Below are 23,539 nucleotides of genomic sequence, written 5' to 3'. Positions count from 1 at the left end.
CTCCCCTGCGGTACGGATCCCTACGCCGTCTCCGTAGAACGAGACGCTCCGCACGGAGTGTGGATTTTGACATGCCGAATCGTGGGGCTTTCTCGCCGGCGCCGCTCATGAGGCAGAGAACAAGCGTGCCGCGGCGCGCGGGATTGGATTTCTCCCGGGAATTTCAACGGCCACCGGAAGCGCTTCCGGGAAGGACCGGGCGAGTTCCTGCACGTCCCGGCCATGGGCACAGCAGCGGCAGGTGATCAGATGTCGGGCCGGCCGGGCTCGGGGCGGGGGGCTTCCAGGCGCAGGACCAGGGCGCGCAGGGCGCGGAGTTCGGCGTCCAGTGCCTGGGCGCCGGCGCGGGTGAGGGCCACCCAGGTGCGGGGGCGCCGACCGGCGTAGCCCTTCTCCAGGGTGATCAGCTCGGATTCCTCCAGCACCTTCAGGTGCCGGGAGAGATTTCCGTCGGTGACGGCGAGTTGCTTCTTAAGGAAGCCGAACTCGACCCGATCGGCCTCTCTGGCGATGGTGAGGATGCCGAGCCGCACGCGCTGGTGGACGGTGTCGTCCAGCGACTGGGTCGGATGGAGTCCTTCCTGCTCAGCCTGCGCAGCGGTCGAGTCCCCGACGCTCATGAGGCAACCGTACCCGCGTCGACGGAGCCGGGCGTGGCGCGATGACGGGCCGCCGCCCGCTCGACCACGCCGGCGACCAGCAGGATGGCGGCGAGCAGGAGCGCCTTGGCCTGCGGTCCGTCGATCCAGCCGGGGTGGGCGGGGTTCTGCCAGAAAAGCCACCCGGTGCCCCAGGAGGCACCGAGGTAGGCGGTGAGCAGCAGGCCATGAGCGATGCCCGCGGCCGCGGCGATCCAGCTGCGTTCGGCCATCCCGAGGGCGAGCAGTCCGATACCGACCAGGTACCACGGTGAGGCATAGCTGTTCTCCAGCAGGTGGACCTCCCAGGGCTGGCGCCTGGCGAACAGCAGGGCCATCAGGGCGCCCGTGATCACCACGGTGACGATGGCGGTCGTACTGATCCACACGCCACGGCGGGGGACGACACCGCGAGCCTCGCCGCGCAGGCGGTACCAGCGGGCGAAGACGAACCAGGCCAGGGGGAGAAGCGCGAACCACACGCCCCAGGCCACGAAGCGCAGGACGGCGCCGTCGAACTCGCCCCTCAGACAGGGGGTTCCCGGTTCGTGGACGACGCACAGGCCGGTCAACTCGGCGTAGGCGAAGGCCGGATAGGAGTTGATGCTTCGACCGTGGGCTCCGAAGTTGAAGGCGTACCGGGCGATCGGAGCGGCCGCCAGCGCCAGAAGACCGAAGCCCAGCAGGGAGACCCACGAGCCGTTCATCTGCGCGCGGGTACTGGCCCGCAGGCCCTCCGTCGCCGCCAGCAGGCCGGCCGCGCGCGCCCTCGGTTCGGATCCCGTGCTGCTCAGCGACGGTGTTCCCATTCCCACGATGTCCCCCCTGCGGTCGCGCTTCGAACAGCGCTGGGCAGCAGACCGCCGGTCGGCCCGCCTCCACCCCAACTACTCTGCAACGCAAAGTACATGGCGTGCAAGAGCCCACGTTCACTCACGCAGGACCAGCCGGGGCTCTATCGGTACGTGGACGACCGCGAGGAACTGGAACGGCTCGTCGTCGAACTCGTACTCGCCCGCGTGGACGTCGAGCCGCCGGGCCCCGCCATGCCGTGGCGCGAGCGGATCGAGGTCATGGTGCGGCGGCTGCGCGACGCCGTGGCGGCCCATCCGGCGATCGTCCCGCTCGCCATCTCCCACCGGCACCACTCGCTCGGGGTGCTGCGCTGGTCGGAGGCCGTGCTCTTCGGCAGCCTCGGTGCCAGACGGCTGTCCGAAGGCGGCCTGAAGGCCCACGGCACGCCTGACGGCACGCGCCGTCCGTGCCGACGGCGATCGAGCCGTGCCCGCCCCGGAACACGCCGTGCCCGTCCTGGCCGGACCGCTCGGCAGAGGCCGGGTGTGACGGGATAGGGCCGCCATACGCTGAGGCAGTCGGAATGAGCAGCGAGGGCGTCGGATCCGTAGAGCGAACGAGTAGCAAACGCATGGGATGGACACGGGTATGGGCGACCGACACAGCGGCGGTGGGGGCGTGGACCGCCGACGCGCCGGCATGAGCGGCCGCGGGCCCGGCGGCGACGGTGACACCCGCGCCGCCGCGCTGGAACCCGCCCTCCGCCGCGCCCTGTGCGCCGAGGCTCTCGACGTGTCGGCCGAACAGCGGGCCGTGGCCGCCTTCCGGGCCGCCCGGGAGGAAGGCGTCCACCAGCAGGCACGGGTGCGGACACGGGACGACTGGCGACCGCGGCGCGTCCTGGGGCGGCGTTCGGTGCGGGCCGCCATCGCCGTGTTCTTCGCCGGCCTGACGTTCAGCGGCGTGGCGATCGCGGCGATCGGCTCACCGAAGTCCGACGGGAGGGCGGGGGACGACGATCGCGCACGGCGGCATCCGTCGCCCACCGCTCCCCAGGCTCCGTCGCCCGACCGGTCGCCCACACCGGCATCCGCCGACGCCGCACCGTCCGGGCCCGCCTCCCCCACGCCCGTTCCCTCCGTGACCCGGGACCGCCCGCCGACGGCCAAGGACATCCAGGCCCGCTGCCGCGCGTACGCGGCGGTGAAGGGCAGCGGCAAGGCGCTGGAGTCGGCGGCCTGGAAGCGGTTCATCGAGGCCGCCGGAGGCGGGGACAACGTCGACGCCTACTGCGCCGACCAGTTGGCGCAGACCGAGACCGGCAACCCGGGCAAGGGAAGCGGCTCGGACAACGGGAACGTCCCCGGAAGCGGGAACAGCCCCGGGAGCGGAAGCAACCCCGGCAGCGCGAGTGACCCGGGCAAGGAGAACGGACAGCCGAACGGCAACTCGGCCGTCGGGAAGACCGCGAAGAACGAGAAGAACGGACAGGCCACTCCACCGGGCCGCGCTCCCGAGGCCGGTGCGGCGAAGACCGGGCAATCCGGCACGTGAATGCTTGGAATCGCATGGAATTCCGCGGAATCACTGGGAATGCGGCATGCGAGTTGTGACGCACTGAGTGACGCGATGAGTGCCTTACTGCACAGTTGTGTCGACTTCGTGTCAGTGCACCGGGACCCGTGACATTCGGCGCTCCCGCAGCGCTGAACCTAGTGACCCCGGGCGGGGTCAGGCCGCCTGCTCTCCGGGGGGAGGTACGCGGGCGGCATCGAGCAGGGGCAGACTCGTTCGCACCCCCCCGTGGCGGGTCTGCCCCTGCTTCACCACTTGGCCGACGTTCATCACTCGGCCGGCCCGGCGGCCGCATGAGCCCGCCGCCGGAGCGTTCCCCGTGGATTCGCCTGGTCGTGGCGCTGCCGAGCGGGCTGGGCTGGATGGCGGCGAGCGCCAGGACTCCCTTGGCCACGACCGCCCGCCCTCAAGAGGCCGCGATCGGCCCGGCGGCAATTCGACGGCGCCTGAAGCAACCCGATCTCCAACTGCTACCGTCTACCAATCTGTAGACGTTCATCCCTCGGACGGCCAGACTTCACGAGGGTTCCACTTCTGCGTCCGCGTGTGTTCACACGCGTTCCCCGGAGCGCTCACGCACGTGGACCCATGGCCCGGAGATCCACCTGATGACGACTTCCTCCCCGCCCGCCACGGGGCTCGACGGCGCGGCCATCGACGGCGGCCTCTACACCGACGTCACCAACTTCGCTCGGGACACGCACTGGCTGAACGAGCCCGCCGCGCTCTTCTCCGACCTCGGCATGGGCCTGTTCGCGCTCTTCCTGCTGGTGGCCTGGTGGCGTGCCCGGCGCCAGGGGAACACGGTCATGGCCGCCGTACTGGCCACGCCGTTCGCCGTGGTCCTGGCGTACGTCGTCAACAGCGGGATCAAGAACGTCTTCGAGGAGCCGCGCCCCTGCCGGGCCCTCCCGCACGACTTCCTCATCGAGGCGTGTCCCCCGGTCGACGACTACGCCTTCCCCAGCAACCACACCACCGTCGCCTTCGCGTTCGCGGTGGCCCTGCTCTTCATCAACCGTTGGCTGGGGTCCATCGCCCTGCTCGCGGCCGTGGCGATGGGGGCCTCGCGCGTCTACGTCGGCGCCCACTACCCCCATGACGTCGGCGTCGGCGCCCTGGTGGGGACCGTCGTCACCCTGATCGTCGTGCTGATGGCGCGCCGGTTCGCCCCGCCGCTGGTGGAACGGCTGGGCGCCGGGCCCCTGGGCCCGCTGCTCGTCGCCCGGACCGCGAAGCGGGCCCGGTCGACGGCGCGCACGGGCCGGGCGGCGGCGCGGGCCCGGATCTAGTGCTGCGACCGGAAAGGTTCACCGGCTCGCGACGCCCGGCACGGCACTAGTGCCGCGGCAGGCAACGTTTGCCCGTGAAGGAGCGGCGTCCGGTGCGTGCTCTGGGGGTACCCCCTGCTCGAAGAGCTTGGGGGAGTGCCGGCCGGAAGTCCTCGTACTGGACGTACTTGGGCTCTAGCCCCCACCCAGGCAACGGCGCCTCTCGTCGGATCAGGAGCGGACCGCCTGGCCGGCCCTGGCCCAGTTCGCGTGCAGCTTGTCGAGGTAGGACCGGGCCTGGCTGCCGGGGGTGGCCCCGCGGGCGAAGGCGAGCATGTTGCCCTGGCCGGTGTTGTAGCCGAGGGCCAGCAGGTCGCTCCTGCTGTACGGGGCCGGCCAGTGGGCGGGCAGCACGGCCGCGAGGTCGTGCAGGTACCAGGCCGCGGCCTCGATGGCGAGGTCGCGGTCGTCGGGCAGTTCGTCCCAGGAGCGGTTCGCGAAGTCACGGTCCTTCTTGGTGGCGTCGAAGGTCGCACGGTGCATGTTGGCGATGCCGAAGGCGGCGTCCGGCTTGTACTTCTGCCAGGCCCGCTCGAGACCGGGCTCGTGGGGCTTGTACGACTCGTTGTAGAGGATCGCCATCAGCAGCCGGGCGCTGACGCCCGCCTGGCCGGCCCTCCGGCGCACCTGGGCCGCGTGGTCGGCCGGGTCGTACGGTCCCGTGGTCGCCGTCGCCGAGGGTCGCGCCGGGCCGGAGGGCGGGGCCGGGACCGCCGGCGCGGGCCGGGGAGCGGAGCCGGAGGGCGGCCCGCCGACCGCGCGCACGGCGATGTAGCAGGCGGCGGCCAGAAGCACCACCGCCGGCCAGCGCCGGCGCGACCGGGCACCGGTCATGTCCCGCCCTCTCCGCCCCGCTCCCCGGCCCCGGCGGAGCCGGTCACTCCTCGTAGTAGTTGTTGATCACCACGTCCGGCTCGTCGTCGTCGAACGCCTCGTTCAGCAGGGCCCCGCCGACCAGGCCGGCCGCGCCGGCGCCGATGAGCGCGCCGGTGCCGAAGCGGCGGCCGCCCTGCTGCTGGTCGCCCTGGGGAGCCGGGTAGCCCTGCTGCGGGTAGCCCTGCTGCGGGTACCCCTGTTGCGGATAGCCCTGCTGGGCCTGGGGATACCCCGGGCTCATCGGCTGGGGCGGGGTGTAGAACGGCGGCGCGGTGGTCTGGACGCGCTGCGCGCACTCGGCGCACGCCTGGACCGGCCGGGGCACGCCCCACTGCGGGTACCAGTTGACGCTCGTCGTGCCGGGGCCGTGGCCGGGGTCGAAGAAGCAGGTCATGTCGGGACTCCTCGTGGGGTGCGGCGGTGCGGCGACGGTCCGCGGCTGGGGGGACACCAGGGTCGGTGTCGGCGTCACGGGGCCGGCGGGCAGGGGCGGGGGCGCGGGCACAGGGGCCGGCGGGGGCGTGGGCACAGGGGCCGGCGGGGTCGTCCCGTACGCCCCCGCACCGGGGTCCGGGACGGACGAGGCCGGGCTCGGGTCCGGGTCGGCCGTCTCCCGCAGGACGTCCACGCCGTAGTCGGCGGCGATGCCCGCGAGGCCCGAGGCGTACCCCTGGCCGACCGCCCGGAACTTCCACTCCGCGCCTTGCCGGTACAGCTCGCCGAAGACCAGCGCCGTCTCACCGGCCAGGCCGCCGGCCGCCAGGTCGTACCGGGCGAGTTCGGCACCGCCCTCCTGGTCGAGCACGCGGATGTGGGCGCGCTGCACCTGGCCGAAGGACTGCCCGCGGGCCGCTCCCTCGTAGAGCGAGACCGGGAAGACCACCTTCGTGACCTCGGCGGGCACACGGGTCAGGTCGACGCCGATCTCCTGGTCGCCGCCACCGACGGGGCTGCCGCCGCTGTGGCGGACCGAACCGTCGGGGCTGCTCAGGTTGTTGAAGAAGACGAAGTGCCGTTCGGACAGCACCTTGCCGGACGCGTCGCACAACAGCGCGCTGGCGTCCAGCTCGTATCCGGCATCCGCCTGCCAGCCCAGCCCGACCGTGACCGCCCTCAGGCCGGGAGCCTGCTTGCTCAGCGAGACGTTGCCGCCCTTGGTCAAGGGCACACTCATCGAACTCCTCCGCAGCTTTTCCTGTCCCCCGTGTTCATGGAGGTCAACGCGCGTGCCCTCCTCGGCAGTTCCGGGGTTGCGCAATAATGAAAATATGTGGCTGGATGCGGACCGGCCAGGCAACCACGGGCGCCGTACCTCGCGTCCTGGCCATAGCAGGCATCCGGAACCATGCGATCGGGTAACCAACACTCCTGGAGGACAGGCGACGTGAGCATCATCGGCTGGATCATCCTCGGACTGCTAGCCGGGGCCATCGCCAAGATCCTGCTGCCGGGGCGGGACCCGGGCGGACTGATCGGCACGACTCTCATCGGCATCGCGGGCGCGTTCGTGGGCGGGTGGCTCTCCGCCAGGTTCCTCGACCGGCCCGTGGAGAGCAACTTCTTCGACCTCTACACCTGGGGCGCGGCCATCGGCGGCTCGCTCGTGCTGCTCATCGGCTACCGCCTCCTGTTCGGCAACTCGCGGAACTGATCCGGCGGCACCGCCCGAAAAGCACTCACTCCTCCTCGGCCGGCGACGGGCACCGGTAGGCGTGGGCCCGGCGGCGGTCGCGGCGGACCAGGACGGTCGTACTGGCCGCCACGATCAGCGTGGCGGTGCTGAGCGGGACCAGGAAGGGCGTCATCAAGGCCATGGCCGCGATGACCGCCGTCATCGTCTGCATCGTCGTCACTCCTCCTTTGCGTGCTCGGCCGCGTGCCGGGCCCGGGAGGCGGTGCGGCCGGTCAGGGCGGCCTCGATGGCACCCATCCGGTCGGCCAGCAGGGCAAGAGCGGCGGTCGCGCGCGCAAGGGGATCCCCGGCCGGGCCGCCGAGGGCCTGCGCACGGACGTGGGCCGACTTCAACTCGGCCCAGCGAGTCGCCTGTCGCGCGGTCAGGGTGCCGCGCAGTTCGGCCAGTTTCAGCAGGTTGGCCTCGGCTCCCGTGGTGAGGGTCTGCGCCTCGGCGGTGAAGTGGTCGTCGAGGACGGCGGACAGTTCGGCGCCGTTCATGACGGGCCGCAGCCGCTGGGCGATCTTGTTCATGGTGCGGTAGGAGCCCTGGAGCCGGAACGGCGGCTCGGTGCGCGTCGCGTCGGACTGGGCGGCGGAGGCGATGTAGGCGGCGTTGACGGCGAGGACCGTCTCGCGCGCGCTGAGCAGATGGCGCAGCACGGACACGATCTGCTCGACCTCGGCGGGCGCGTAGGGGTGCCCGAGCCGGTCGGCGCGGGCCGCGGGGTCGTTGCCCGCGAGCCGGAGGAACAGGTCGAGGTCGCGGCGGTCGCGGCCTGCCAGTGGGGCCAGCACCGGGTTCGCGGTGAGCGCGTTCTCCAGGAAGCTGAGCGCGAAGACGTCCTCCTTGCCGGTGAGGACGTCGCCGAGGTTCCAGACGTCGGCGCGGTTGGCGAGCATGTCGGGGACGCGGAAGCGCTCGCCCGACTCGGTGTACGGGTTGCCGGTCATGCAGACGGCGAACCGCTTGCCGCGCAGGTCGTAGGTGCGCGCCTCGCCGTTCCGGACGCCCTCGACACGGCGGGTGGCGTCGCACAGCGGGATGAACTTCTGGAGCAGCTCCGGTGAGGTGTGCTGGATGTCGTCCAGAAGCAGCAGGGTGTTGTTGCCCGCCGCCAGCGCGAAGTTGATCTTCTCGATCTCCTGGCGGGCGGTGGCGTTGGGGGCCTCGGCCGGGTCCAGCGAGGTGACGGCGTGGCCGAGCGCCGGGCCGCTGATCTTGACCAGCATCAGGCCGAGGCGGTCGGCGACGTACTCCATCAGCGTGGTCTTGCCGTAGCCGGGCGGCGAGACGAGCAGCAGCAGGCCGCCGGTGTCGGTGCGCTTGGTCTCGCCCGCGGTGCCGAGCTGGCGGGCGAGGCTGTCACCGATGAGCGGCAGGTAGACCTCGTCGATGAGCCGGTTGCGGACGAACGCGGCCATGGAGCGCGGGCGGTGGTCTTCCAGGCGCAGCCGGGCCCGCTCGGTGTCGACCAGGGCGGTGCGGCGGCGCTGGTAGGCGCGGAAGGCGGGTGCCTCCCGTGTCTCGAAGCGTTCGGTGCGGGCCAGGAACTCGTCGATCCGCAGGGTGAGGTTGCGGCCCTCGACGCGCGGGTGGGTGCCGAGCAGGCCCTCGACCGTGGTCACCGGGGAGACCTCGGACTCGTAGCGGGGCAGGTCCGGGCACAGCTCGGCGGCCACCGCCTCGGCCAGGTCACCGGCGGTGGTCTCGGTACCGGTGGAGGTGACGTACGCCGACAGCCACGCCTCGGCCAGCTGGCGGCGCGCGGTGAGGTCGTCGAGCGCGGCCAGGTCCTCGTCGTAGGCGGAACTGCCCACGGTGCGGCGGAACTTGTCGAGCAGGGTGCGGGTGGCGGCGCTGATGACGAACCCGTCGGGCCCACTCGTCAGCTCCTGGAACAGATACGCCGCGGCAGCGGGTGCCAGGTCGCCCGCGCCCAGGGAGGCCGGTCCGTGGCCGCCCGGGGCGGCCGGCCAGGTCTCGAGGGCCGCCGCGAGTTCCGCCGCGAGTTCGGCGATGGCGGGGGACGGGCCGAAGGCGTCGCGGGCGCGGGCCAGGGAGGCCGCTCGCCGGGTCCACGCCGTACGGGCCCCGGCGGTGGTGCCGTGCGCCCAGAACAGCTGGGCGGCGGCCCGCGCGGCGGGTTCGTGGCGCAGGGGTCCGGCCTGCTCGTACAGGGGGAGCAGGGCGGTGAGGATCGCCGTCGCGTCGTGGTCGTGGACACCGCGCTCGTAGCCCTCGTCGTACGCCTCCTCCGCGGCCTCGCGCACCAGGGCCGGCAGGTCGGCCTGGGCCGGCGCGGCCGCGCCGTGGCGGCGCAGCAGCCGGGCGGCGAGGTGTTCGGCGCGGTAGACCTCGGGCGACTCGGACGGCAGCCGCCGGTCCCAGTACGGGCGTGTGTCCGCGAAGCCCGGGTCGGTGACCGGGGCGCGGTAGTCGGTGCCGGACAGGGCGAAGGCGAGGCCGTCGCCGTGCGGGACCAGGGTGAGGTCGAGCGGCCGGGTGGTGACGGCGAAGCGGTGGGTGCCCAGACGGAGGGTGCGGCCGCCGTCGGCGTACAGGTCGGTGCGGTCGCGCAGTGCGCGGGCCGCCTCCTGGCGGGCGGACTTCAGGCGGCCGCTCAGTTCTTCCGCCCGTACCGGGTCGCCGAGTTCGCGCAGTTCCTCGGCGGTGCGGCGGGCCTTGGCGACCAGCGGGTCGGAGGCGAAGAAGGTGCTGACGGCGTCGGCGTCGGCGAGCGTGGCCGCGCGCCGGGCGATCGTCTCCAGCACCCGGCCCGCGGACGCGGCGAGTTGCTCGGCCCGGCGGGCGCGGGCGTCCAGGAGGCCCTGCTTGCGGCCGGAGAAGGCCTCGTAGATCTCGGTGCGCTTGTCGGTCAGCTCGCCGAGGAAGTCGTCGAACTCCGCGAAGCGGGACTCCAGGTTCTCCAACCGCACCAGCATGGAGGCGAGTTGCTCGTCGCAGGACTCCGGATCGTCCGCGGACGCCAGCGCGCCGGTGACGGCCTGGCCGAGCAGCGCGAACTCGGCCGCGAACTCGGCGCGTCCCTCCTGGTCGCGCAGTTCGCGGCGGCGGGCGTCGAGCAGGGCGCGGGCGCGGTTGACACCGCCCAGCACCTCGGCGATGCGTTCCAAGACGGAGGTGCGCACGGTGGCGTCGCCGATGTCGAGGCCGGCGACGACCTCGGTGACCGTGCGCAGCGAGCCGGCGAGGTCGTCGAGCCGGCCGGCGACCGGTGCCGCCTCGGCGACGCTGCCGATCGACTCGGCGTCGGCGGCGAGGCGTTCGACCTCCTCGTGGTGGTCGGCGAAGGCGTCCTCGCGGGCCAGGAAGGCGACCGCCCGCTGCCCGAACGTGGCGAGGTCGGCCTCCGCCTCGGCGGCCAGTTCGTCGATGCGGGCGGTGTCGGCGTACCGCATCTCCTTCAGGGTCAGCAAGTGGCCCTGGGACTGCCTCAGTTCGCTCAGGCCGCCGACCCAGGCGGCGGCCCCGCGCGGTGCCTCGCCGCGCAGCCGGCGCACCACCGCGGCGAGCCGGCCGGCGGCCGCTTCGAGCGCGTCGGCGGCCTGCCGGGTCAGCGCCTGTACGGTACGGAACTCCTCCAGCACCTGCTCGGCGGTGGCCCGTACGGCGTCCAGCGGGGTGCGCAGGTCCCCCAGCTCCTCCTCGCCCAGCCAGTGGTGGCTGTCGAGGGCGCGGACGCAGGCGGCGGCCAGTGCCTCGTACACCTCGGCGGTGGGCGTGGTCTCGGCGACGGCGCGGCTGATGGACAGGCAGTCGGAGATGCCGCGTACCAGGTCGGCGTTGCCGACCCGGCCGAGCAGTCCGGTGCCCGTGGATCCCGCGTGGGTGTCGGAGACGTAGGGGGAGCTCCACAGCTGGAGGGGGTGCACACGGCCCGGCTCGTCGGGGCCGGCCGAGGGGTCCGTGCGCAGCGCCATCAGCGTGCCGTCGTCGAACAGCGCCCAGCCGTGGCAGGACAGCGGGGTGGCGACCTCCTCGCGGATGGTGTTGTACGACAGCAGCAGGCTGCGTCCCTCGGCGGGCGCGTGGAAGGCGTACAGCACGTCCTCGCCGTAGGGCGAACGTACCTCGCGCTCGAACTCCAGGCCCGCGCTGTCCAGTTCGTAGGTCTTGTGGGCGCCGGTGGCCAGGCAGTAGCCCCCGGGGAACACGATGCCCTGGTCGTCGGGCAGGCGGCGGCAGGCCTGCCCGATGCCGTCGAGGCGGACCACGGCCCTGGTGAGGGTGTGGAAGACGAGGTAGCGGTGGGCCTGCTCCTTGTAGGGGCGGATCCGCAGCAGGATCAGCGGGCCCACGCTCGCGTGCGCGATGTCCGCGTCGGCGAGGGCCTGCAGCGGCTCGTCGACCGGCTCGCTGTGGATGCCCTCGTCGGTCTCGGTGTCGTCCTCCGTTTTGACGGTGAGGTGGCCGCCGATGGTGGAGACGAAGATCTCGCCACGCACGGAGACGTGCGGGTGGCGGCCCAGGACATGGTCCCCGCGACCGGTCGTGGTCCACTCGAAGTCGTGGGACGACGGCGGCACATGGTCGCGTTCGCCGCGCCCGTCCACGAACGCCGCCCGGCCGTCGGCGGTGAGCGTCCAGCGCAGCACCCGGATGTCGCCGGCCTTCTCGCCGGTCCGGAAGACGGCCAGCAGCCGGCCCTCCACGCGGCGCAGGCTCAGCAGCCGGGCCTGCCGGTAGTAGCGGTGCAGGGCCCCGAACTCCCGCACGAAGGCGGGGTCGTCGAGGAGTCCGGGCACCGCGTCCTCGGGCAGCCGGTTCAGTTCCCGGTCGTACAGCGCGAGGACGTCGCCGACCTCGGGTTCGGGCCGGTTGCCGTTGTATCCGAACAGCAGGCGGTCGCCGACGGCCACGACGTCGCGGGGCACGCTGGGGTGCTCGGTGCGCAGCCGGCCGGTACCGGTGAGGTCCAGGCGCGTGGCGCCGAACTCCTCGGCCCGTCGGGCGTTGAGTCGCTCGGCACCGCGGGCGAGCTCGGCGGCCTGCGCGGTCAGCCGGTCGCGCAGCACCTCGTACGTTCCGGTGTCCACGGAGTCGTACGAACCCGTCTCCAGGGCGGTGGCCATGGGTGGTGCGTCCCTTCGCGAAGAGGTGCGGGCCCGGGGCCCGGCCCGTCCGGCGGATCAGGCCGGCTCCCGCCGGCGGGGGCGTCCCGGCCCCGTGATTCCGGCGTGATCCGTGGGGCGGGCCCTCAACCGCCGCCCCAAGGCGGCGGCTTGGGGCCCGCCCCACGGGTCGTCAAACCCGGGCGGTGCCGTTGAGGGCGGTGAGCGGGGTGTCGGCGAGGCCCAGCTCACCGGCGCGGTCGAGGAGTTGCTGGAGCTGACCGGCGTTCGTGCCGCCCGACTGCATCATCTTCATCAGCAGCGCGGAGACCGTCAGGTTCTTGACGTCGGCCGAGTTGACCTGGCCGAGGATCCGGGCGAGGTCGTCGGGGAAGCTCGACGAGCCGTCCAGCCAGGGCGCCGCCAGGGCCTGCGCCGTACGGGAGTTCTCCACGAAGCCGTCGACGCCCTTGCCGAACGAGATGGCACTCATCAGACGGTCGAAGAAGACCGACTCGCCGCCGACGATGTCGATGTCGGCGTGCTCCAGGCCGGTCGCGATGACCGTGGCCTGCGCCTCGGCGACCTGCCGCTGCGCCTCCAGGCCGGCCAGCCGGATCTCCTTCTCCGCCTGGAGCCGCAGCCGGTACTCCTCGTGCTCGCGGGAGGCCTCGTCCAGGGCGGCCATCGCGGCCGCCTTCTCGGTCAGGCCCGCCGCCTCGGCCTTCAGCTTCTCGCCGATCGCGGCGGCCTCGGCGAGCGCCTTGGCCTGGGCGCCCTCGGCCTCCGCGCGCAGCCGTGCCTCGGTGCCCTGGGCCTCGGCCAGAGCCTTGGCCTGCAAGGCCTCGGCCTCGGCGCGGCCGGCCTTCTCGATGACCTCGGCCTCCTGCTCGCGGACCTGGATAGCGGCCAGTCCCTCCGCGGCGGCCTCGGCCTTGACGGCCTCCGCCAGGCGCAGCTTGGCGCGCGCGTCGAGGTCGGCGGTCTTCAACCGGGCCTCGGCCAGGGTGAGTTCCTCGGCCGCGCGGTGGGTGGCGGCCTGCTCGGCGGCCTCGGCGGCCTTGATGTCCTTGACCAGCTTCTCCTGCGCCTCCGCCTCGGCGGCGATGATCACGGCCTGACGCTCGCGCTCCGCCTCCTCCACGGCGCGCAGCTTCTTGATGGACTCCTCCTGCTCGGCGACCGTACGGTCCACCGCGACCCGCTCGCGGACGACCTCGGCGATCTCCCGCTTCTCCGCCTCGACCTCCTTGTCGGCGGCGATCCGGGTGAGCTGGGTCTCCCGCTCCCGGGCGATGACCTCCAGGAGGCGGTCCTTCTCGATGCGCTCGTTCTCGATGGCGATGACCCGCTCGCGGTTCTTCGCGGCGACCGCGACCTCACGGGCCTGGTTCTCGCGCTGGACGCCGAGCTCCTCCTCGGTGTGCAGGAAGGCGCTCTGTGCGCGCAGCCGCTCCTCCTCCACCACGCGGGCGGTCTCGGCCTCCTCGCGGGCGCGGGAGGTCTCGATCTCCCGCCTCTGCTTGATCTCGGCGTCGGCCTGGCGGCGCTCCAGCTCCAGGATGGCCTCGCGCGCGTCGACGTTCTGCCGGGTGATCTCCTTCTGCTCGGTGCGCTGCGCCTCGTTGGTGCGCACGTGCTCCACGGCCGTCAGCTCGGTGATCTTCCGGATGCCCTGGGCGTCGAGGACGTTGCCCGGGTCGAGCTGGGTCAGCGGCGTCTGCTCCAGGTAGTCGATCGCCGCGTCCTCGAGGTGGTAGCCGTTCAGGTCGACACCGATGACCTCGATGATCTGGAACCGCAGTTCCTCACGCTTGGTGTAGAGGTCGGTGAAGTCCATCTGCTTGCCGACGGTCTTCAGCGCCTCGGAGAACTTGGCGTGGAACAGCTCCTGCAGCGTGTCCCGGTCGCTGGCGCGGGCGGTGCCGACGGCCTGGGCGACCCTGACGACGTCCTCGACGGTCTTGTTGACCCGTACGAAGAACGTGATGCGGATGTCGGCGCGGATGTTGTCCCGGCAGATGAGCCCCTCGCGGCCGGTGCGCGTGATCTCGATGGCCTTCACCGAGATGTCCATGACCTCGGCCTTGTGCAGCACCGGCAGGACGACCTGGCCGGTGAAGGTCACGTCGACCTTGCGCATCTTGGAGACGATCAGGGCCTTGCCCTGCTCCACCTTCCGGAACAGCCGGGAGAAGGTGAACAGCACGAGGAGTACGAGGAGCAGGCAGGCCGCGACGAGTGCGCCGATGACATCCATGGCATACGTCCTTGACGGTAAGGAACGGTGAGTAAGGGAGAGACCGGGTGGCCGGGTCCGGCCCCCGCCGTGTCCCGGCGGCTGAGGCGGCGGGCGGCGGGCGGCGGGTGCGCCGCGGAATCGTCGAGCCCCCTCTTCCCCCTGCGACGCACCGGGCGGCGGTACTTCCCCCCTGCCGGCCCCGGCACCGGACATCTGCCGGTGTCCGGCACCGGAACCGTCCGCGGTGCTCCCCTCGCAACATGATGCCCGACCGGGCCCACCTCGCACATTGCCGGTCTCCGGCAGTGTTCGGCGGTACTTCCTGCCGGTGACCTGACAGTGCAGCATCAAGACCGGGAAGCCGGGCTCGGGAAGCCGGGCTCGGAAAGTCCGGAAAGTGCCGCCCCTCTTACGGGCGGTACCGGATACGGCACGGCGCGGCCCGCGGCCGCCGGCACCCCGCGATCACGAGGATGGCGGCCAGCGGGGGGCCGTGCGGGCCCAGGCACTGTCCCAGGCGGCCAGGTTGCGGCGGCGGACCAGCAGGCCGGCGGCGCCGTACGCCGCGGCGCCGGCGACCGGGACGGCCAGCGCGGCGAGGATCGCCCAGCCCGTGCTGTGGCTGCGGACCTGGGCCGTGGTCAGCGGCGGCTCGGTGATGCGTCCGTCGGTGTCGGCCCATATGTCGACGGAGCTGCCGGCGGGCAGGCCGGGCTCGACGTCGGTCCTGTCGGTACGGGCGAGCCCGCCCGGGTCGGTGAAGCGCACCGGTACCGGGTAGCGGGTCTTCTTCGCCTCCTCGGAGCCCGGCTCGGGATGGCGGGGAGCGGCGTGCAGGAGGACCGCGGTGGTCTGCCGCCGCGTCTTCTCCTGGTGCTCGGCCGCCTGCTCGTAGTGGCGCAGGGCGGTCTTGCCGACGAAGAACATGGCCACGGGCGCGCCGGCCAGCACGGCCAGCAGGATGCCGAGGCCGATCCACGCCTGGAGCAGGTCGCTGGGGCGGCGCATCGGGTTGCGCCGAAGGCGCCAGAGCACGCGGGTGGGGAGTTCGTCGGGGAGCGGGTCGTCGGGGAACAGCCCTTCGGGGGGCGGCTGGGCCCGAGGGATGCCGCCGGCCATGGTGCGGCCCTCCTTCCGTGTCCTCGTGGTTCTGGGGGTTCCGGTGGTCCTCTTTTTCCGTGCGCGGTGGGGACGGGGGCTGGTCTACGGGGCGGGCGGCTCGGAGGGCTCGCCCGCCGGACCCTCGGGGCGGTCGTGCGCGGAACGCAGCAGGGTGGCGGCGCCGCGGACCGCGGCGGTGTGCGGCGCCGCCACGGCCTTGAGGGGCGCGTGCAGCCTGCCGGTGAGGTGGTAGGTGATCTCCGGGCGCAGGGCTCCGCCCCCGGCCAGCAGCGCGCCCCGGCGCAGCGCGTCCACGGTGAGCGACGTACGGTCCTGCCGCAGCATCGCGGTCACCATCGTGGCCACCGCCTCGCAGATCTGCACCGGCGAGGCGGAGTCGAGGTCGCTGGTGCCCAGCGCGGTGCGGCGCGCGTCGACGACGGCGCCCTCCGACAGCAGCACCACCTCGGTCAGATGCGCGCCGATGTCCACCACGAGCAGCGGGCGGGACAGGTCCGCGCCCGCGGCCAGGGCGACGGCCCGCGCGCTGGGAATGGTCAGCACACCGCGCGGCCGCAGCACCTCCACCGCCGTACGGGCCTCGTTGCGGAAGGCCACCCCGTCCAGGACGGGGGCGGTGAGGACGACCAGGGGGCGGGTGAAGCGGGGCAGGCGGTTGCCGAGCAGGCGGTCGAGCATCCGGGCCGTGCCCGCGGTGTCGATGATCGTGCCGCGCTGGATCGGATACACCGCCCCGGAGCCGGGGAACGTCACCGTGGGCACGTCCAGGACCAGCCCCCGCCCGGCGACCCAGGCGCGGGTGCGGGCGCTGCCCATGTCGAGGGCGATGCCCCAGCCCTGCCGGCCCAGCGGCCACGGCCGGTGCCGGGTGGCCGCGGCGGCACGCGAACGCTGGGTGACGGTCACCGTCCGGCCTCCCTGACCCGCTGGCAGCGCGCGCAGTAGCGGGCCTGCGGCACGATCTCCAGCCGCTCCCGCGCGATGGGACGCCGGCACAGGTGGCAGGTGCCGTAGCCGCCCGCGTCCATGCGTGCCAGGGCCGCCTCGACGTCGGCGAGGACCATGCGGGCGGAGGCCGCGAGTTTCACGCGGACCTCCACCTGCGAGGCGGCCTGCTGCTGGAGCAGGGCGTCCGCGCGGGACGTCGCGGCGGCCGAGATCTGCTCCAGCTGCTCCTGGCGGAACATGCGCTGCTCGTCGAGGTTCGCGCGGAGCGCGGCGAGGTCCTCGGCCGTCAGATACGTGTCGCGGTCGCCGATGATCTGGTTGTTCACCGTTTCACCCCTTGGGCAGGGCGGAGGACGAAGGCAGGACGGACGGGGCGAACGGGGTCAGGCGGTACGGCGCCGACAGGCGACGCAGTGCCCCGTGTACGGCAGGATCTCCAGGCGCTCCGCCGGGACCGGCTTGCCGCATTCCAGGCAGGTCCCGTAGGTGCCGTCCTCGATACGGGCGAACGCCTCGTCGATCTCCTTCAGCACCCGCTGGATGGCCTCGCGCTGGGAGGACATCAGGTGGTCGTCCGCCGTCTGCCCGGTCTCGCCGAGGGCTTCCAGCTGGACCAGCCGGGTCCCGCGGGCGTGTTCAAGGCGCCGGCGGGCCTCCTGAGCGGACAGGCGCTCGCGGGGTTCGGTCCGGGCGGCGTCGAGCGACATCGTCAGTGCCCTTCTTTCTGCAATGGGGGACGGGGGTCGGTCACATCAACCCTGGTCGAACCCGCCGCGGTTTCCCATCGGGTCCAGAGCCCATTTGCGGCCGGTCGGGGGATCCACTCGACACGCTCATGGGTAGGCCGCACCCGGCGAAATGGGGACCGTGCCCCATCGCTCCCGGCGGCCGGCGGAAGGCAGACTGGCGGCAGGCCCGGTCGGGACCAGGGGCCGCGGCTCGTCCAGGATGCGCGATGCCCGACAGTAGAGAGCAGAACGCATCACACAAGGAGGCTCAACCCTGGTGTCCCTGTTCTGGCGGATCTTCGGGCTCAACGCAGTGGTGCTGGGCACGGCCACCGCGCTGCTGCTGTGGGCCCCGGTGACCGTCTCGGTGCCGGTCGTGCTGACCGAGGCCATCATCCTGGTGGGCGGCCTCGCCGTCATGCTGGTCGCCAACGCCGCCCTGCTGCGCTGGGGGCTGGCCCCGGTGGACCGGGTGACGAAGCTGATGACCACCGTCGACCTGCTGCGCCCAGGACAGCGGCTGCCCGAGCAGGGCGGCGGCGAGGTCGCCGAGCTGATCCGCACGTTCAACGCCATGCTCGACCGGCTGGAGAACGAGCGGGCCACGAGCAGTGCCCGGGTCCTGCTCGCCCAGGAGGCCGAGCGGCGCCGTATCGCGCAGGAGCTGCACGACGAGGTGGGCCAGAGCATGACCGCGATCCTGCTCGCGCTCAAGCGGGCAGCGGACGAGGCGGACGCGCCGCTGCGCGACGAACTGCTCCAGGCGCAGGAGATCACCCGGGGAAGCCTGGACGAGGTCCGCCGGCTGGTGCGCCGGCTGCGGCCCGGGGTCCTGGACGACCTCGGTCTGGTCGCCGCGCTGACCTCGCTGACCACCGACTTCGCCACCCACACCGGGCTGCAGGTGGTGCGCCGCTTCGACACCGACCTGCCCGCCCTGGAGCCGGAGACGGAGCTGGTCCTCTACCGTGTCGCCCAGGAGAGCCTGACCAACGTGGCCCGGCACGCGGACGCGGAACGGATCGAGGTCAGCCTGCGGCACACCGACGGCGCCGTGGAGCTGGCCATCACCGACGACGGGCGCGGCATCAAGGCGGCGCACGAAGGCGCCGGCATCCGCGGCATGCGCGAGCGGGCCCTGCTCATCGGGGCCGGCCTCGACATCGCCCCCGCCCCCGCGGCCGGAACCGAGGTCCGGCTGACCGCGCCCGTCGTCCCCAGGAAGCAGACCTGACCATGTCCGAGCCGACCACGATCCGCATCCTGCTCGCCGACGACCACGCGCTGGTACGACGGGGGGTGCGGCTCATCCTCGACCAGGAACCGGACCTGGAAGTGGTCGCCGAGGCCGGTGACGGCGCGGAGGCCATCGAGATGGCCCGCACCCACGACATCGACCTCGCCGTGCTGGACATCGCGATGCCCCGGCTGACCGGGCTCCAGGCCACCCGCGAGCTGGTCGCGCTCAAGCCGGACCTGCGGATCCTGATGCTCACCATGCACGACAACGAGCAGTACTTCTTCCAGGCCCTCAAGGCCGGTGCCAGCGGGTACGTGCTGAAGTCCGTCGCCGACCAGGACCTGGTCGCCGCGTGCCGGGCGGCGATGCGGGACGAGCCGTTCCTGTACCCGGGCGCGGTGACCGCGCTCATCCGCAACTACCTGGACCGGGTCCGCCACGGCGAGGAGACCCCGGACCAGGTCCTGACGCCCCGCGAGGAGGAGGTCCTGAAGCTGGTCGCGGAGGGGCACTCCTCGAAGGAGATCGGCGAGATCCTCTTCATCAGCATCAAGACCGTCCAGCGGCACCGCGCCAACCTGCTCCAGAAGCTCGGTCTGCGCGACCGGCTCGAACTCACCCGCTACGCCATCCGGGCCGGTCTGATCGAACCCTGACCGCCCGCCCCACGACCGCCTGGGGTCCCGGCTGCCCACTCCCCGGCCGGGATCCCGGGTACGACACCCGCGTCCGCCACGAGTGCCACCACGAAACACGAAAGGGGACGGTGCATGCACCCAGCGCCGAGCACCGCCCCCACGTCCCGTGCCCTGGCCCTCCTGACGGCCGCGCTGCTCACCCTGCTGGCGGTCTTCACCACCGGCAGCCCACCGCCGCTGCCCGCACCCGCCACCGCGGCGGCATCCGTCGCGGACCTCGCGCCCGGACCGCACTCCGGCTCCGCGCCCGGCGGCGGCCACTCCGGGACCGACGAGCGTCCCACGTACGCCCCGCACGCCGGGCAGGGGTGCACCGTCGTCTGCTCCGGGCAGGACGGCACCCGGCAGGAGTTCCACGGGGACCGGCCCGTCGCGCACGGGCAGTTCGCCAACACCGAGGACGTCACGGACGTCCCCCTCCCCGCACCCGGGCGGACGCGACCGGTCCCGGTGACCGTCGCCGCCCGCACGGTGCACGTGGTGCAGGACGGCGGTCGGGCGCCGCCGCGGGCCTTCGGCATCTGACGTCCCCCGTTCGCCCCTCGACCGCCGTGACCGCGTCGGCCGCAGTCGCGGCGTGCCTGCCGGAGGCCTCCGTTGAAACGCACGAAACGCAGTACTTCCCGGGTGAGAGCGCTGTTCGCCCTCGCCGTGATCGCCCTGTCCGTGTACATCACCGCCACCATCCCCGTCCGTCTCGGACTCGACCTGCGGGGCGGCACCCAGATCGTCCTGGAGACCCGCTCCACCCCGACCACCAAGGCCGACCGCGAGGCCACCGACCGCGCCCTGGAAGTGCTGCGCGGCCGGGTCGACGCGCTCGGCGTCGCCGAACCGACCCTCGTCCGCTCGGGCAGCAACCGGATCATCGTCGAGCTGCCCGGCGTACAGGACCCCAAGAAGGCGGCCGACGTGCTCGGCCGTACCGCCCAGCTGACCTTCCACCCGGTGGTCGGCGTCGCCGACGGCACCGAGGACCCCGCCACGTCCAGGCCCGAGGCGTCCAAGGACCCCAAGGACCCCAAGGACTCCAAGGAACCCAAGGAACCCGGCGCTTCGAAGGAACCCGAGGCGTCCAAGGAACCCGACGCGTCCAAGGAACTCGTCCTGCCCGACGAGTCGGGGCAGAAGCTGCGCCTTCAGGACAGCGCCATGACCGGCAAGGACGTCAAGGGCGCCCAGGCCCGCTTCGAGCAGGAGACGGGCGCCGGCTGGACCGTCACCGTCGACTTCGACAAGGCGGGCCGGGCCGCGTGGGCCAAGCTGACCAGTGAGGCCGCCTGCCGTCAGGTGGGCGACCCCGCGCGCCGGGTCGCCATCGTGCTCGACGACCGGGTCATCTCCTCCCCACAGGTCGCCCCGTCCGTCGCCTGCGGCACGGGCATCGCGGACGGCTCCACGCAGATCACCGGCTCCTTCGACGACGCCCAGGCCCGCGAGCTGGCGCTGCTCATCAACGGCGGCGCCCTGCCCGTGCCGGTCGAGACGGTCGAGCAGCACACCATCGGCCCCACCCTCGGCGCCAGCGCCATCGAGGCCACCGCCTGGGCCGCGGTGATCGGCACCGCCCTGACGATCCTGTTCATCATCACCGTCTACCGCCTCACCGGCTTCCTCGCGGCGGTGGCCCTGCTCTGCTACGGAGTGATCTCCTACGCCGCCCTGGCCGTCCTCGGCGCGACCCTGACCCTGCCGGGCCTGGCCGGTTTCGTCCTGGCGATCGGCATGGCCGTGGACGCCAACGTGCTCGTCTTCGAACGAGCACGTGAGGAGTACGCCGGTATGCACCGGCCGAGCCCGCGCTCGGCCCTCACCGCCGGATTCCGCAACGCCTTCAGCGCGATCGCCGACTCCAACATCACCACGCTGATCGCGGCGGGACTGCTGTTCTTCCTGTCCACCGGTCCGGTGCGCGGCTTCGCCGTCACCCTCGCCATCGGTGTCGTCGCGTCCATGATCAGCGCGCTGGTGATCACCCGGGTGCTCGCCGAGTTCGCCGTGGACCGCACCTGGGTGCGCCGCCGCCACCTGCTCACGGGTCTGGCGACCACCGGACGGGTCCGCGATCTGCTCATGCGCCGCAACCCGGATCTGATGCGCCACCCGCGTCGCTGGCTGGCCGCCTCCGCGGTCCTGCTCGTGCTCGCCGGTTCGGGCGTCGCGGCCCGGGGCCTGAACTTCGGCCTGGAGTTCACCGGCGGCCGGCTGATCGAGTACACCACCGCGACCCCCGTGAACCCCGACCGGGCCCGCACCGCCCTCGCCGACGCGGGCTTCCCCGGCGCGCTCGTGCAGTCGTCCAACGACAACGGCCTGACCGTGCGCACCGAGGACCTGACCGACGCCGAGGCCACCAAGGTCACCGGGACCATCAGCGAACTCGGCGGCAAGACGGAGAAGATCCGCGACGAGCTGATCGGCCCGAGCCTGGGCGAGGAACTGCGCCGAAACGCGCTCATCGCACTCGGCGTCGCCCTCGGCGCCCAGTTGCTGTACCTCGCCGCCCGCTTCCGATGGCTGTTCGGCACCGCGGCGGTCGCCGCGCTCGCGCACGACGTCGTCATCCTCGTCGGCGTCTTCGCGTGGCTCGGCAAACCCATCGACGGTGTGTTCCTGGCGTCGCTGCTCACCGTCATCGGCTACTCGGTCAACGACTCGGTGGTCCTGTTCGACCGCATCCGGGAACTGCTCGGACGCGACCGCAAGACACCGCTGGAGCAGATCACCAACAAGGGAATCCTGCAGACGCTGCCCCGCACGATCAATACGGGCATGGGCGCGGTGCTGATCCTGATCTCCCTGACGCTCTTCGGCGGGGACTCGCTGACCGACTTCGCGCTCGCGCTGCTCATCGGTCTCGTGGTCGGCACCTACTCCTCGGTGTTCACCGCCTCCCCGCTCGCCATCGAGCTGCACCGCCACCAGCGCGGCGGCCGGCGCGGTGGCTCGGGCAGCGGCGCGGGCGGCGGCAAGCCCGCCCGCCGGAGCGCACCGGCGCGGGTCTGAGGCCCTGACGGTGGGCGGCGGTGCACCCCGCCGCCCACCGGAAATGGGTACTGCGACCGATGGCCGCATCTCGCGCGCGCGGCCACGCTGGAGGGTCAGGAGGGGGGCCGTACGTCACCGCGGCCCCCCTCGTCACCGGCTCTTTTGCCAGAAGGGACCGTATCGCCGATGTCGTGGGAGACCACCAGCAGTGCCTCCGCGGCCGAGCGCCTGAGCGCGCACGATGCCCGGCAGCGCCTCGAACACGAGCGCAACTCCCGCCTCGCCCAGCTGCGGGCCGTCCAGGAGAGCGAGGACGGCGGTCAGGAGGCCGACGACCTCCTGACCGCGCAGAAGAACGCCCTGCAGCGGGCGCTGAAGGACATCGAGGCCGCCTTCGCCCGGCTGGACGACGGCTCCTACGGGAACTGCGAGGACTGCGCCAAGCCCATCCCGGTGGAGCGCCTGGAGATCCTTCCGTACGCGCGCTGCTGCGTGCCCTGCCAGCAGCGCGCCGGCTGACCCGGCCCCCGCGCCCGACGGCGCCGCCGCGCGGCGCGGCCCGTGTCCGCGTCCCCTGTCCGAGGTGAAGGAGGCCGACCGGTGATCCTCGGCGACAGCACGGCGACCGCCGCCCCGGGGGGCCGCAGGCCCACCGGCCCGGTCCGCGGGCGCGGTCCGGGCATCGCCCTGGACCTGGGCAGTGCCCGGACCCGGGTCTGGGCGGAGGGCCTCGGCGACATCCTCGACGTGCCCACCGTCACCCACCAGGGCTCCGCCGCCGCCCGCCCCGTCCGGCGCGGCACCGTCGTCGACCCGGCCGGCGCGACCCGGCTCGTCTCCCGGCTGCTGGCCGACCGCGTCCCGCACGACGCCCGGCCCGTCGTCGTCCTCACCACCCCGGTCCTGAGCGGACCACGGCCCCATGCCACCGCCGTCGGCTTCCTTCAGGTACTGCGGCCGCGGGCCGTACTGACCATCGACAGCGTCCGCGCCGCCGCACTGGGCGCCGGCGCCGACCTGTCCGCCGCGCTGCTCGTCATCGACGTCGGCGCCCAGCTCAGCGAGGTGGCCCTGCTCACCGACGGCCGGGTGGCCGCCGCCCGCCGGGCCACCATGGGCACCGACGACGTACGCGCCGGCGCCCTCGCCGAACTGGGCACCGCCGTCACCACGTTGGTCACCGGGCTGCTGCGGGACGATCCCCGGCCCGCGCTCGTCGACGCTCTCGACCGCGGCCCCCTCCTCGTCGGCGGCGGCGCGCTGCGCCCCGAGTTGGCCTACCGGCTCTCCGCGCGGCTGCACACCCACGTCCGGGCGGTACCGCGGCCGCAGACCGCCGCGGTGCGCGGCGCCGTCGAAGCCCTGCACTCGGTCCTGCGCCATCCCGCCCTGAGCCCGCCGCGGCCCCTGCCGCCGCTGTGACGCCGCCCCTGGGGGAACGCGGCAGGCCCGATTGCGGTCCATACGGTTGTGCGCACGATGGGGTGGGGGAACTGCTAAGGAGCCGAACGGCGGTGCAGCGGCACAGCGGTACGAAGCCATGGACGGGGGAGCCGGGGGAGCCGGGGGGTCCGACGGATCCGGGGGGACCGGCGGACGACGAGTGGCGG

Annotated in this window: 21 protein-coding genes; 10 read left to right on the top strand and 11 right to left on the bottom strand. The window is 73.0% G+C overall.

Annotated elements, in window-relative coordinates; translation table 11 throughout:
- Window positions 1-245 precede the first annotated feature (245 nt).
- Together ACWEK3_RS01295 and ACWEK3_RS01290 are read right to left on the bottom strand one after the other, a co-directional pair.
- Window positions 246-620, bottom strand: a complete 375-nt coding sequence (locus ACWEK3_RS01295) for a transcriptional regulator (RefSeq protein WP_450544290.1) — start codon at window positions 618-620, stop codon at window positions 246-248.
- Window positions 617-1,447, bottom strand: coding sequence for a hypothetical protein (locus tag ACWEK3_RS01290; RefSeq protein WP_450544288.1), 831 nt, complete (start codon window positions 1,445-1,447; stop codon window positions 617-619). The genes ACWEK3_RS01295 and ACWEK3_RS01290 overlap by 4 nt, the downstream gene beginning before the upstream one ends.
- Window positions 1,448-1,603: 156 nt before the next feature.
- Here ACWEK3_RS01290 and ACWEK3_RS01285 point away from each other — a divergent pair, with 156 nt between their 5' ends.
- The 3 genes from ACWEK3_RS01285 (at window position 1,604) to ACWEK3_RS01275 (ending at window position 4,300) form a co-directional block, all read left to right on the top strand.
- A complete protein-coding gene (locus tag ACWEK3_RS01285) occupies window positions 1,604-1,990 on the top strand; it encodes a hypothetical protein (RefSeq protein WP_453248627.1) in 387 nt (128 codons plus the stop codon).
- A 91-nt stretch (window positions 1,991-2,081) separates the two neighbouring features.
- Entirely contained in the window at window positions 2,082-2,987 is a 906-nt protein-coding gene (locus ACWEK3_RS01280) for a hypothetical protein (RefSeq protein WP_450544285.1), read from the top strand.
- Between the two features lie 629 nt (window positions 2,988-3,616).
- Window positions 3,617-4,300, top strand: coding sequence for a phosphatase PAP2 family protein (locus tag ACWEK3_RS01275; protein WP_450544283.1), 684 nt, complete (start codon window positions 3,617-3,619; stop codon window positions 4,298-4,300).
- A gap of 210 nt (window positions 4,301-4,510) precedes the next feature.
- Here ACWEK3_RS01275 and ACWEK3_RS01270 read toward each other — a convergent pair whose 3' ends face one another.
- Window positions 4,511-5,173, bottom strand: coding sequence for a transglycosylase SLT domain-containing protein (locus tag ACWEK3_RS01270; protein WP_450543212.1), 663 nt, complete (start codon window positions 5,171-5,173; stop codon window positions 4,511-4,513).
- A gap of 43 nt (window positions 5,174-5,216) precedes the next feature.
- Window positions 5,217-6,389, bottom strand: coding sequence for a TerD family protein (locus ACWEK3_RS01265; RefSeq protein ID WP_453248626.1), 1,173 nt, complete (start codon window positions 6,387-6,389; stop codon window positions 5,217-5,219).
- Window positions 6,390-6,599: 210 nt separating this feature from the next.
- On the opposite strand from ACWEK3_RS01265, the gene ACWEK3_RS01260 reads away from it, so the two are divergent.
- Complete coding sequence (locus ACWEK3_RS01260; protein WP_141359764.1) at window positions 6,600-6,866, top strand: GlsB/YeaQ/YmgE family stress response membrane protein; 267 nt, start codon at window positions 6,600-6,602, stop codon at window positions 6,864-6,866.
- A gap of 25 nt (window positions 6,867-6,891) precedes the next feature.
- Here ACWEK3_RS01260 and ACWEK3_RS01255 read toward each other — a convergent pair whose 3' ends face one another.
- The 7 genes from ACWEK3_RS01255 to ACWEK3_RS01225 all read right to left on the bottom strand — a co-directional run bounded on the left by ACWEK3_RS01255 (window position 6,892) and on the right by ACWEK3_RS01225 (window position 16,982).
- Entirely contained in the window at window positions 6,892-7,059 is a 168-nt protein-coding gene (locus tag ACWEK3_RS01255; protein ID WP_390724138.1) for a hypothetical protein, read from the bottom strand.
- Between the two features lie 5 nt (window positions 7,060-7,064).
- Entirely contained in the window at window positions 7,065-11,984 is a 4,920-nt protein-coding gene (locus ACWEK3_RS01250) for a DNA repair ATPase (RefSeq protein ID WP_453248625.1), read from the bottom strand.
- A 172-nt stretch (window positions 11,985-12,156) separates the two neighbouring features.
- Window positions 12,157-14,223 (bottom strand): SPFH domain-containing protein, encoded by a 2,067-nt coding sequence (locus ACWEK3_RS01245; RefSeq protein ID WP_450543205.1) that lies wholly within the window; start codon window positions 14,221-14,223, stop codon window positions 12,157-12,159.
- A 447-nt stretch (window positions 14,224-14,670) separates the two neighbouring features.
- A complete protein-coding gene (locus ACWEK3_RS01240) occupies window positions 14,671-15,324 on the bottom strand; it encodes an Rv1733c family protein (RefSeq protein WP_450543203.1) in 654 nt (217 codons plus the stop codon).
- Window positions 15,325-15,408: 84 nt separating this feature from the next.
- On the bottom strand, window positions 15,409-16,233 hold the full coding sequence (locus tag ACWEK3_RS01235) for a rod shape-determining protein (RefSeq protein ID WP_450543201.1): 825 nt from the start codon (window positions 16,231-16,233) through the stop codon (window positions 15,409-15,411).
- Window positions 16,230-16,601 (bottom strand): TraR/DksA family transcriptional regulator, encoded by a 372-nt coding sequence (locus ACWEK3_RS01230; protein ID WP_453248624.1) that lies wholly within the window; start codon window positions 16,599-16,601, stop codon window positions 16,230-16,232. The genes ACWEK3_RS01235 and ACWEK3_RS01230 overlap by 4 nt, the downstream gene beginning before the upstream one ends.
- Window positions 16,602-16,658: 57 nt before the next feature.
- Window positions 16,659-16,982: a TraR/DksA family transcriptional regulator gene (locus ACWEK3_RS01225; protein WP_225076525.1), complete on the bottom strand. Its 324-nt coding sequence runs from the start codon at window positions 16,980-16,982 to the stop codon at window positions 16,659-16,661.
- A gap of 298 nt (window positions 16,983-17,280) precedes the next feature.
- Here ACWEK3_RS01225 and ACWEK3_RS01220 point away from each other — a divergent pair, with 298 nt between their 5' ends.
- The 6 genes from ACWEK3_RS01220 (at window position 17,281) to ACWEK3_RS01195 (ending at window position 23,351) form a co-directional block, all read left to right on the top strand.
- A complete protein-coding gene (locus ACWEK3_RS01220) occupies window positions 17,281-18,237 on the top strand; it encodes a HAMP domain-containing sensor histidine kinase (RefSeq protein ID WP_390724133.1) in 957 nt (318 codons plus the stop codon).
- A 2-nt stretch (window positions 18,238-18,239) separates the two neighbouring features.
- Window positions 18,240-18,899, top strand: a complete 660-nt coding sequence (locus ACWEK3_RS01215; RefSeq protein WP_100568361.1) for a response regulator — start codon at window positions 18,240-18,242, stop codon at window positions 18,897-18,899.
- A gap of 114 nt (window positions 18,900-19,013) precedes the next feature.
- Entirely contained in the window at window positions 19,014-19,466 is a 453-nt protein-coding gene (locus tag ACWEK3_RS01210) for a hypothetical protein (protein WP_450543196.1), read from the top strand.
- 102 nt (window positions 19,467-19,568) lie between these two features.
- On the top strand, window positions 19,569-21,947 hold the full coding sequence (secD, locus tag ACWEK3_RS01205; RefSeq protein WP_453248623.1) for a protein translocase subunit SecD: 2,379 nt from the start codon (window positions 19,569-19,571) through the stop codon (window positions 21,945-21,947).
- A gap of 168 nt (window positions 21,948-22,115) precedes the next feature.
- Window positions 22,116-22,448: a TraR/DksA family transcriptional regulator gene (locus tag ACWEK3_RS01200; protein ID WP_225076521.1), complete on the top strand. Its 333-nt coding sequence runs from the start codon at window positions 22,116-22,118 to the stop codon at window positions 22,446-22,448.
- 81 nt (window positions 22,449-22,529) lie between these two features.
- The gene (locus ACWEK3_RS01195; protein ID WP_450543191.1) at window positions 22,530-23,351 is read left to right on the top strand and encodes a rod shape-determining protein; all 822 of its coding nucleotides are present in this window, start codon (window positions 22,530-22,532) and stop codon (window positions 23,349-23,351) included.
- Window positions 23,352-23,539 lie beyond the last annotated feature (188 nt).

The sequence above is a fragment of the Streptomyces sp. NPDC004721 genome, from assembly GCF_053601495.1.
The sequence above is the reverse complement of the archived record's forward strand: the minus strand, read 5'-3'. Positions and strand labels throughout refer to the sequence as shown.

Coding starts and splice junctions, on each gene's coding strand:
- ACWEK3_RS01295 (WP_450544290.1), bottom strand. CDS start 620: ATGAGCGTCGGGGACTCGACCGCTGCGCAGGCTGAGCAGGAAGGACTC.
- ACWEK3_RS01290 (WP_450544288.1), bottom strand. CDS start 1,447: ATGGGAACACCGTCGCTGAGCAGCACGGGATCCGAACCGAGGGCGCGC.
- ACWEK3_RS01280 (WP_450544285.1), top strand. CDS start 2,082: ATGGGCGACCGACACAGCGGCGGTGGGGGCGTGGACCGCCGACGCGCC.
- ACWEK3_RS01275 (WP_450544283.1), top strand. CDS start 3,617: ATGACGACTTCCTCCCCGCCCGCCACGGGGCTCGACGGCGCGGCCATC.
- ACWEK3_RS01270 (WP_450543212.1), bottom strand. CDS start 5,173: ATGACCGGTGCCCGGTCGCGCCGGCGCTGGCCGGCGGTGGTGCTTCTG.
- ACWEK3_RS01265 (WP_453248626.1), bottom strand. CDS start 6,389: ATGAGTGTGCCCTTGACCAAGGGCGGCAACGTCTCGCTGAGCAAGCAG.
- ACWEK3_RS01255 (WP_390724138.1), bottom strand. CDS start 7,059: ATGCAGACGATGACGGCGGTCATCGCGGCCATGGCCTTGATGACGCCC.
- ACWEK3_RS01250 (WP_453248625.1), bottom strand. CDS start 11,984: ATGGCCACCGCCCTGGAGACGGGTTCGTACGACTCCGTGGACACCGGA.
- ACWEK3_RS01245 (WP_450543205.1), bottom strand. CDS start 14,223: ATGGATGTCATCGGCGCACTCGTCGCGGCCTGCCTGCTCCTCGTACTC.
- ACWEK3_RS01240 (WP_450543203.1), bottom strand. CDS start 15,324: ATGGCCGGCGGCATCCCTCGGGCCCAGCCGCCCCCCGAAGGGCTGTTC.
- ACWEK3_RS01225 (WP_225076525.1), bottom strand. CDS start 16,982: ATGTCGCTCGACGCCGCCCGGACCGAACCCCGCGAGCGCCTGTCCGCT.
- ACWEK3_RS01215 (WP_100568361.1), top strand. CDS start 18,240: ATGTCCGAGCCGACCACGATCCGCATCCTGCTCGCCGACGACCACGCG.
- ACWEK3_RS01210 (WP_450543196.1), top strand. CDS start 19,014: ATGCACCCAGCGCCGAGCACCGCCCCCACGTCCCGTGCCCTGGCCCTC.
- ACWEK3_RS01200 (WP_225076521.1), top strand. CDS start 22,116: ATGTCGTGGGAGACCACCAGCAGTGCCTCCGCGGCCGAGCGCCTGAGC.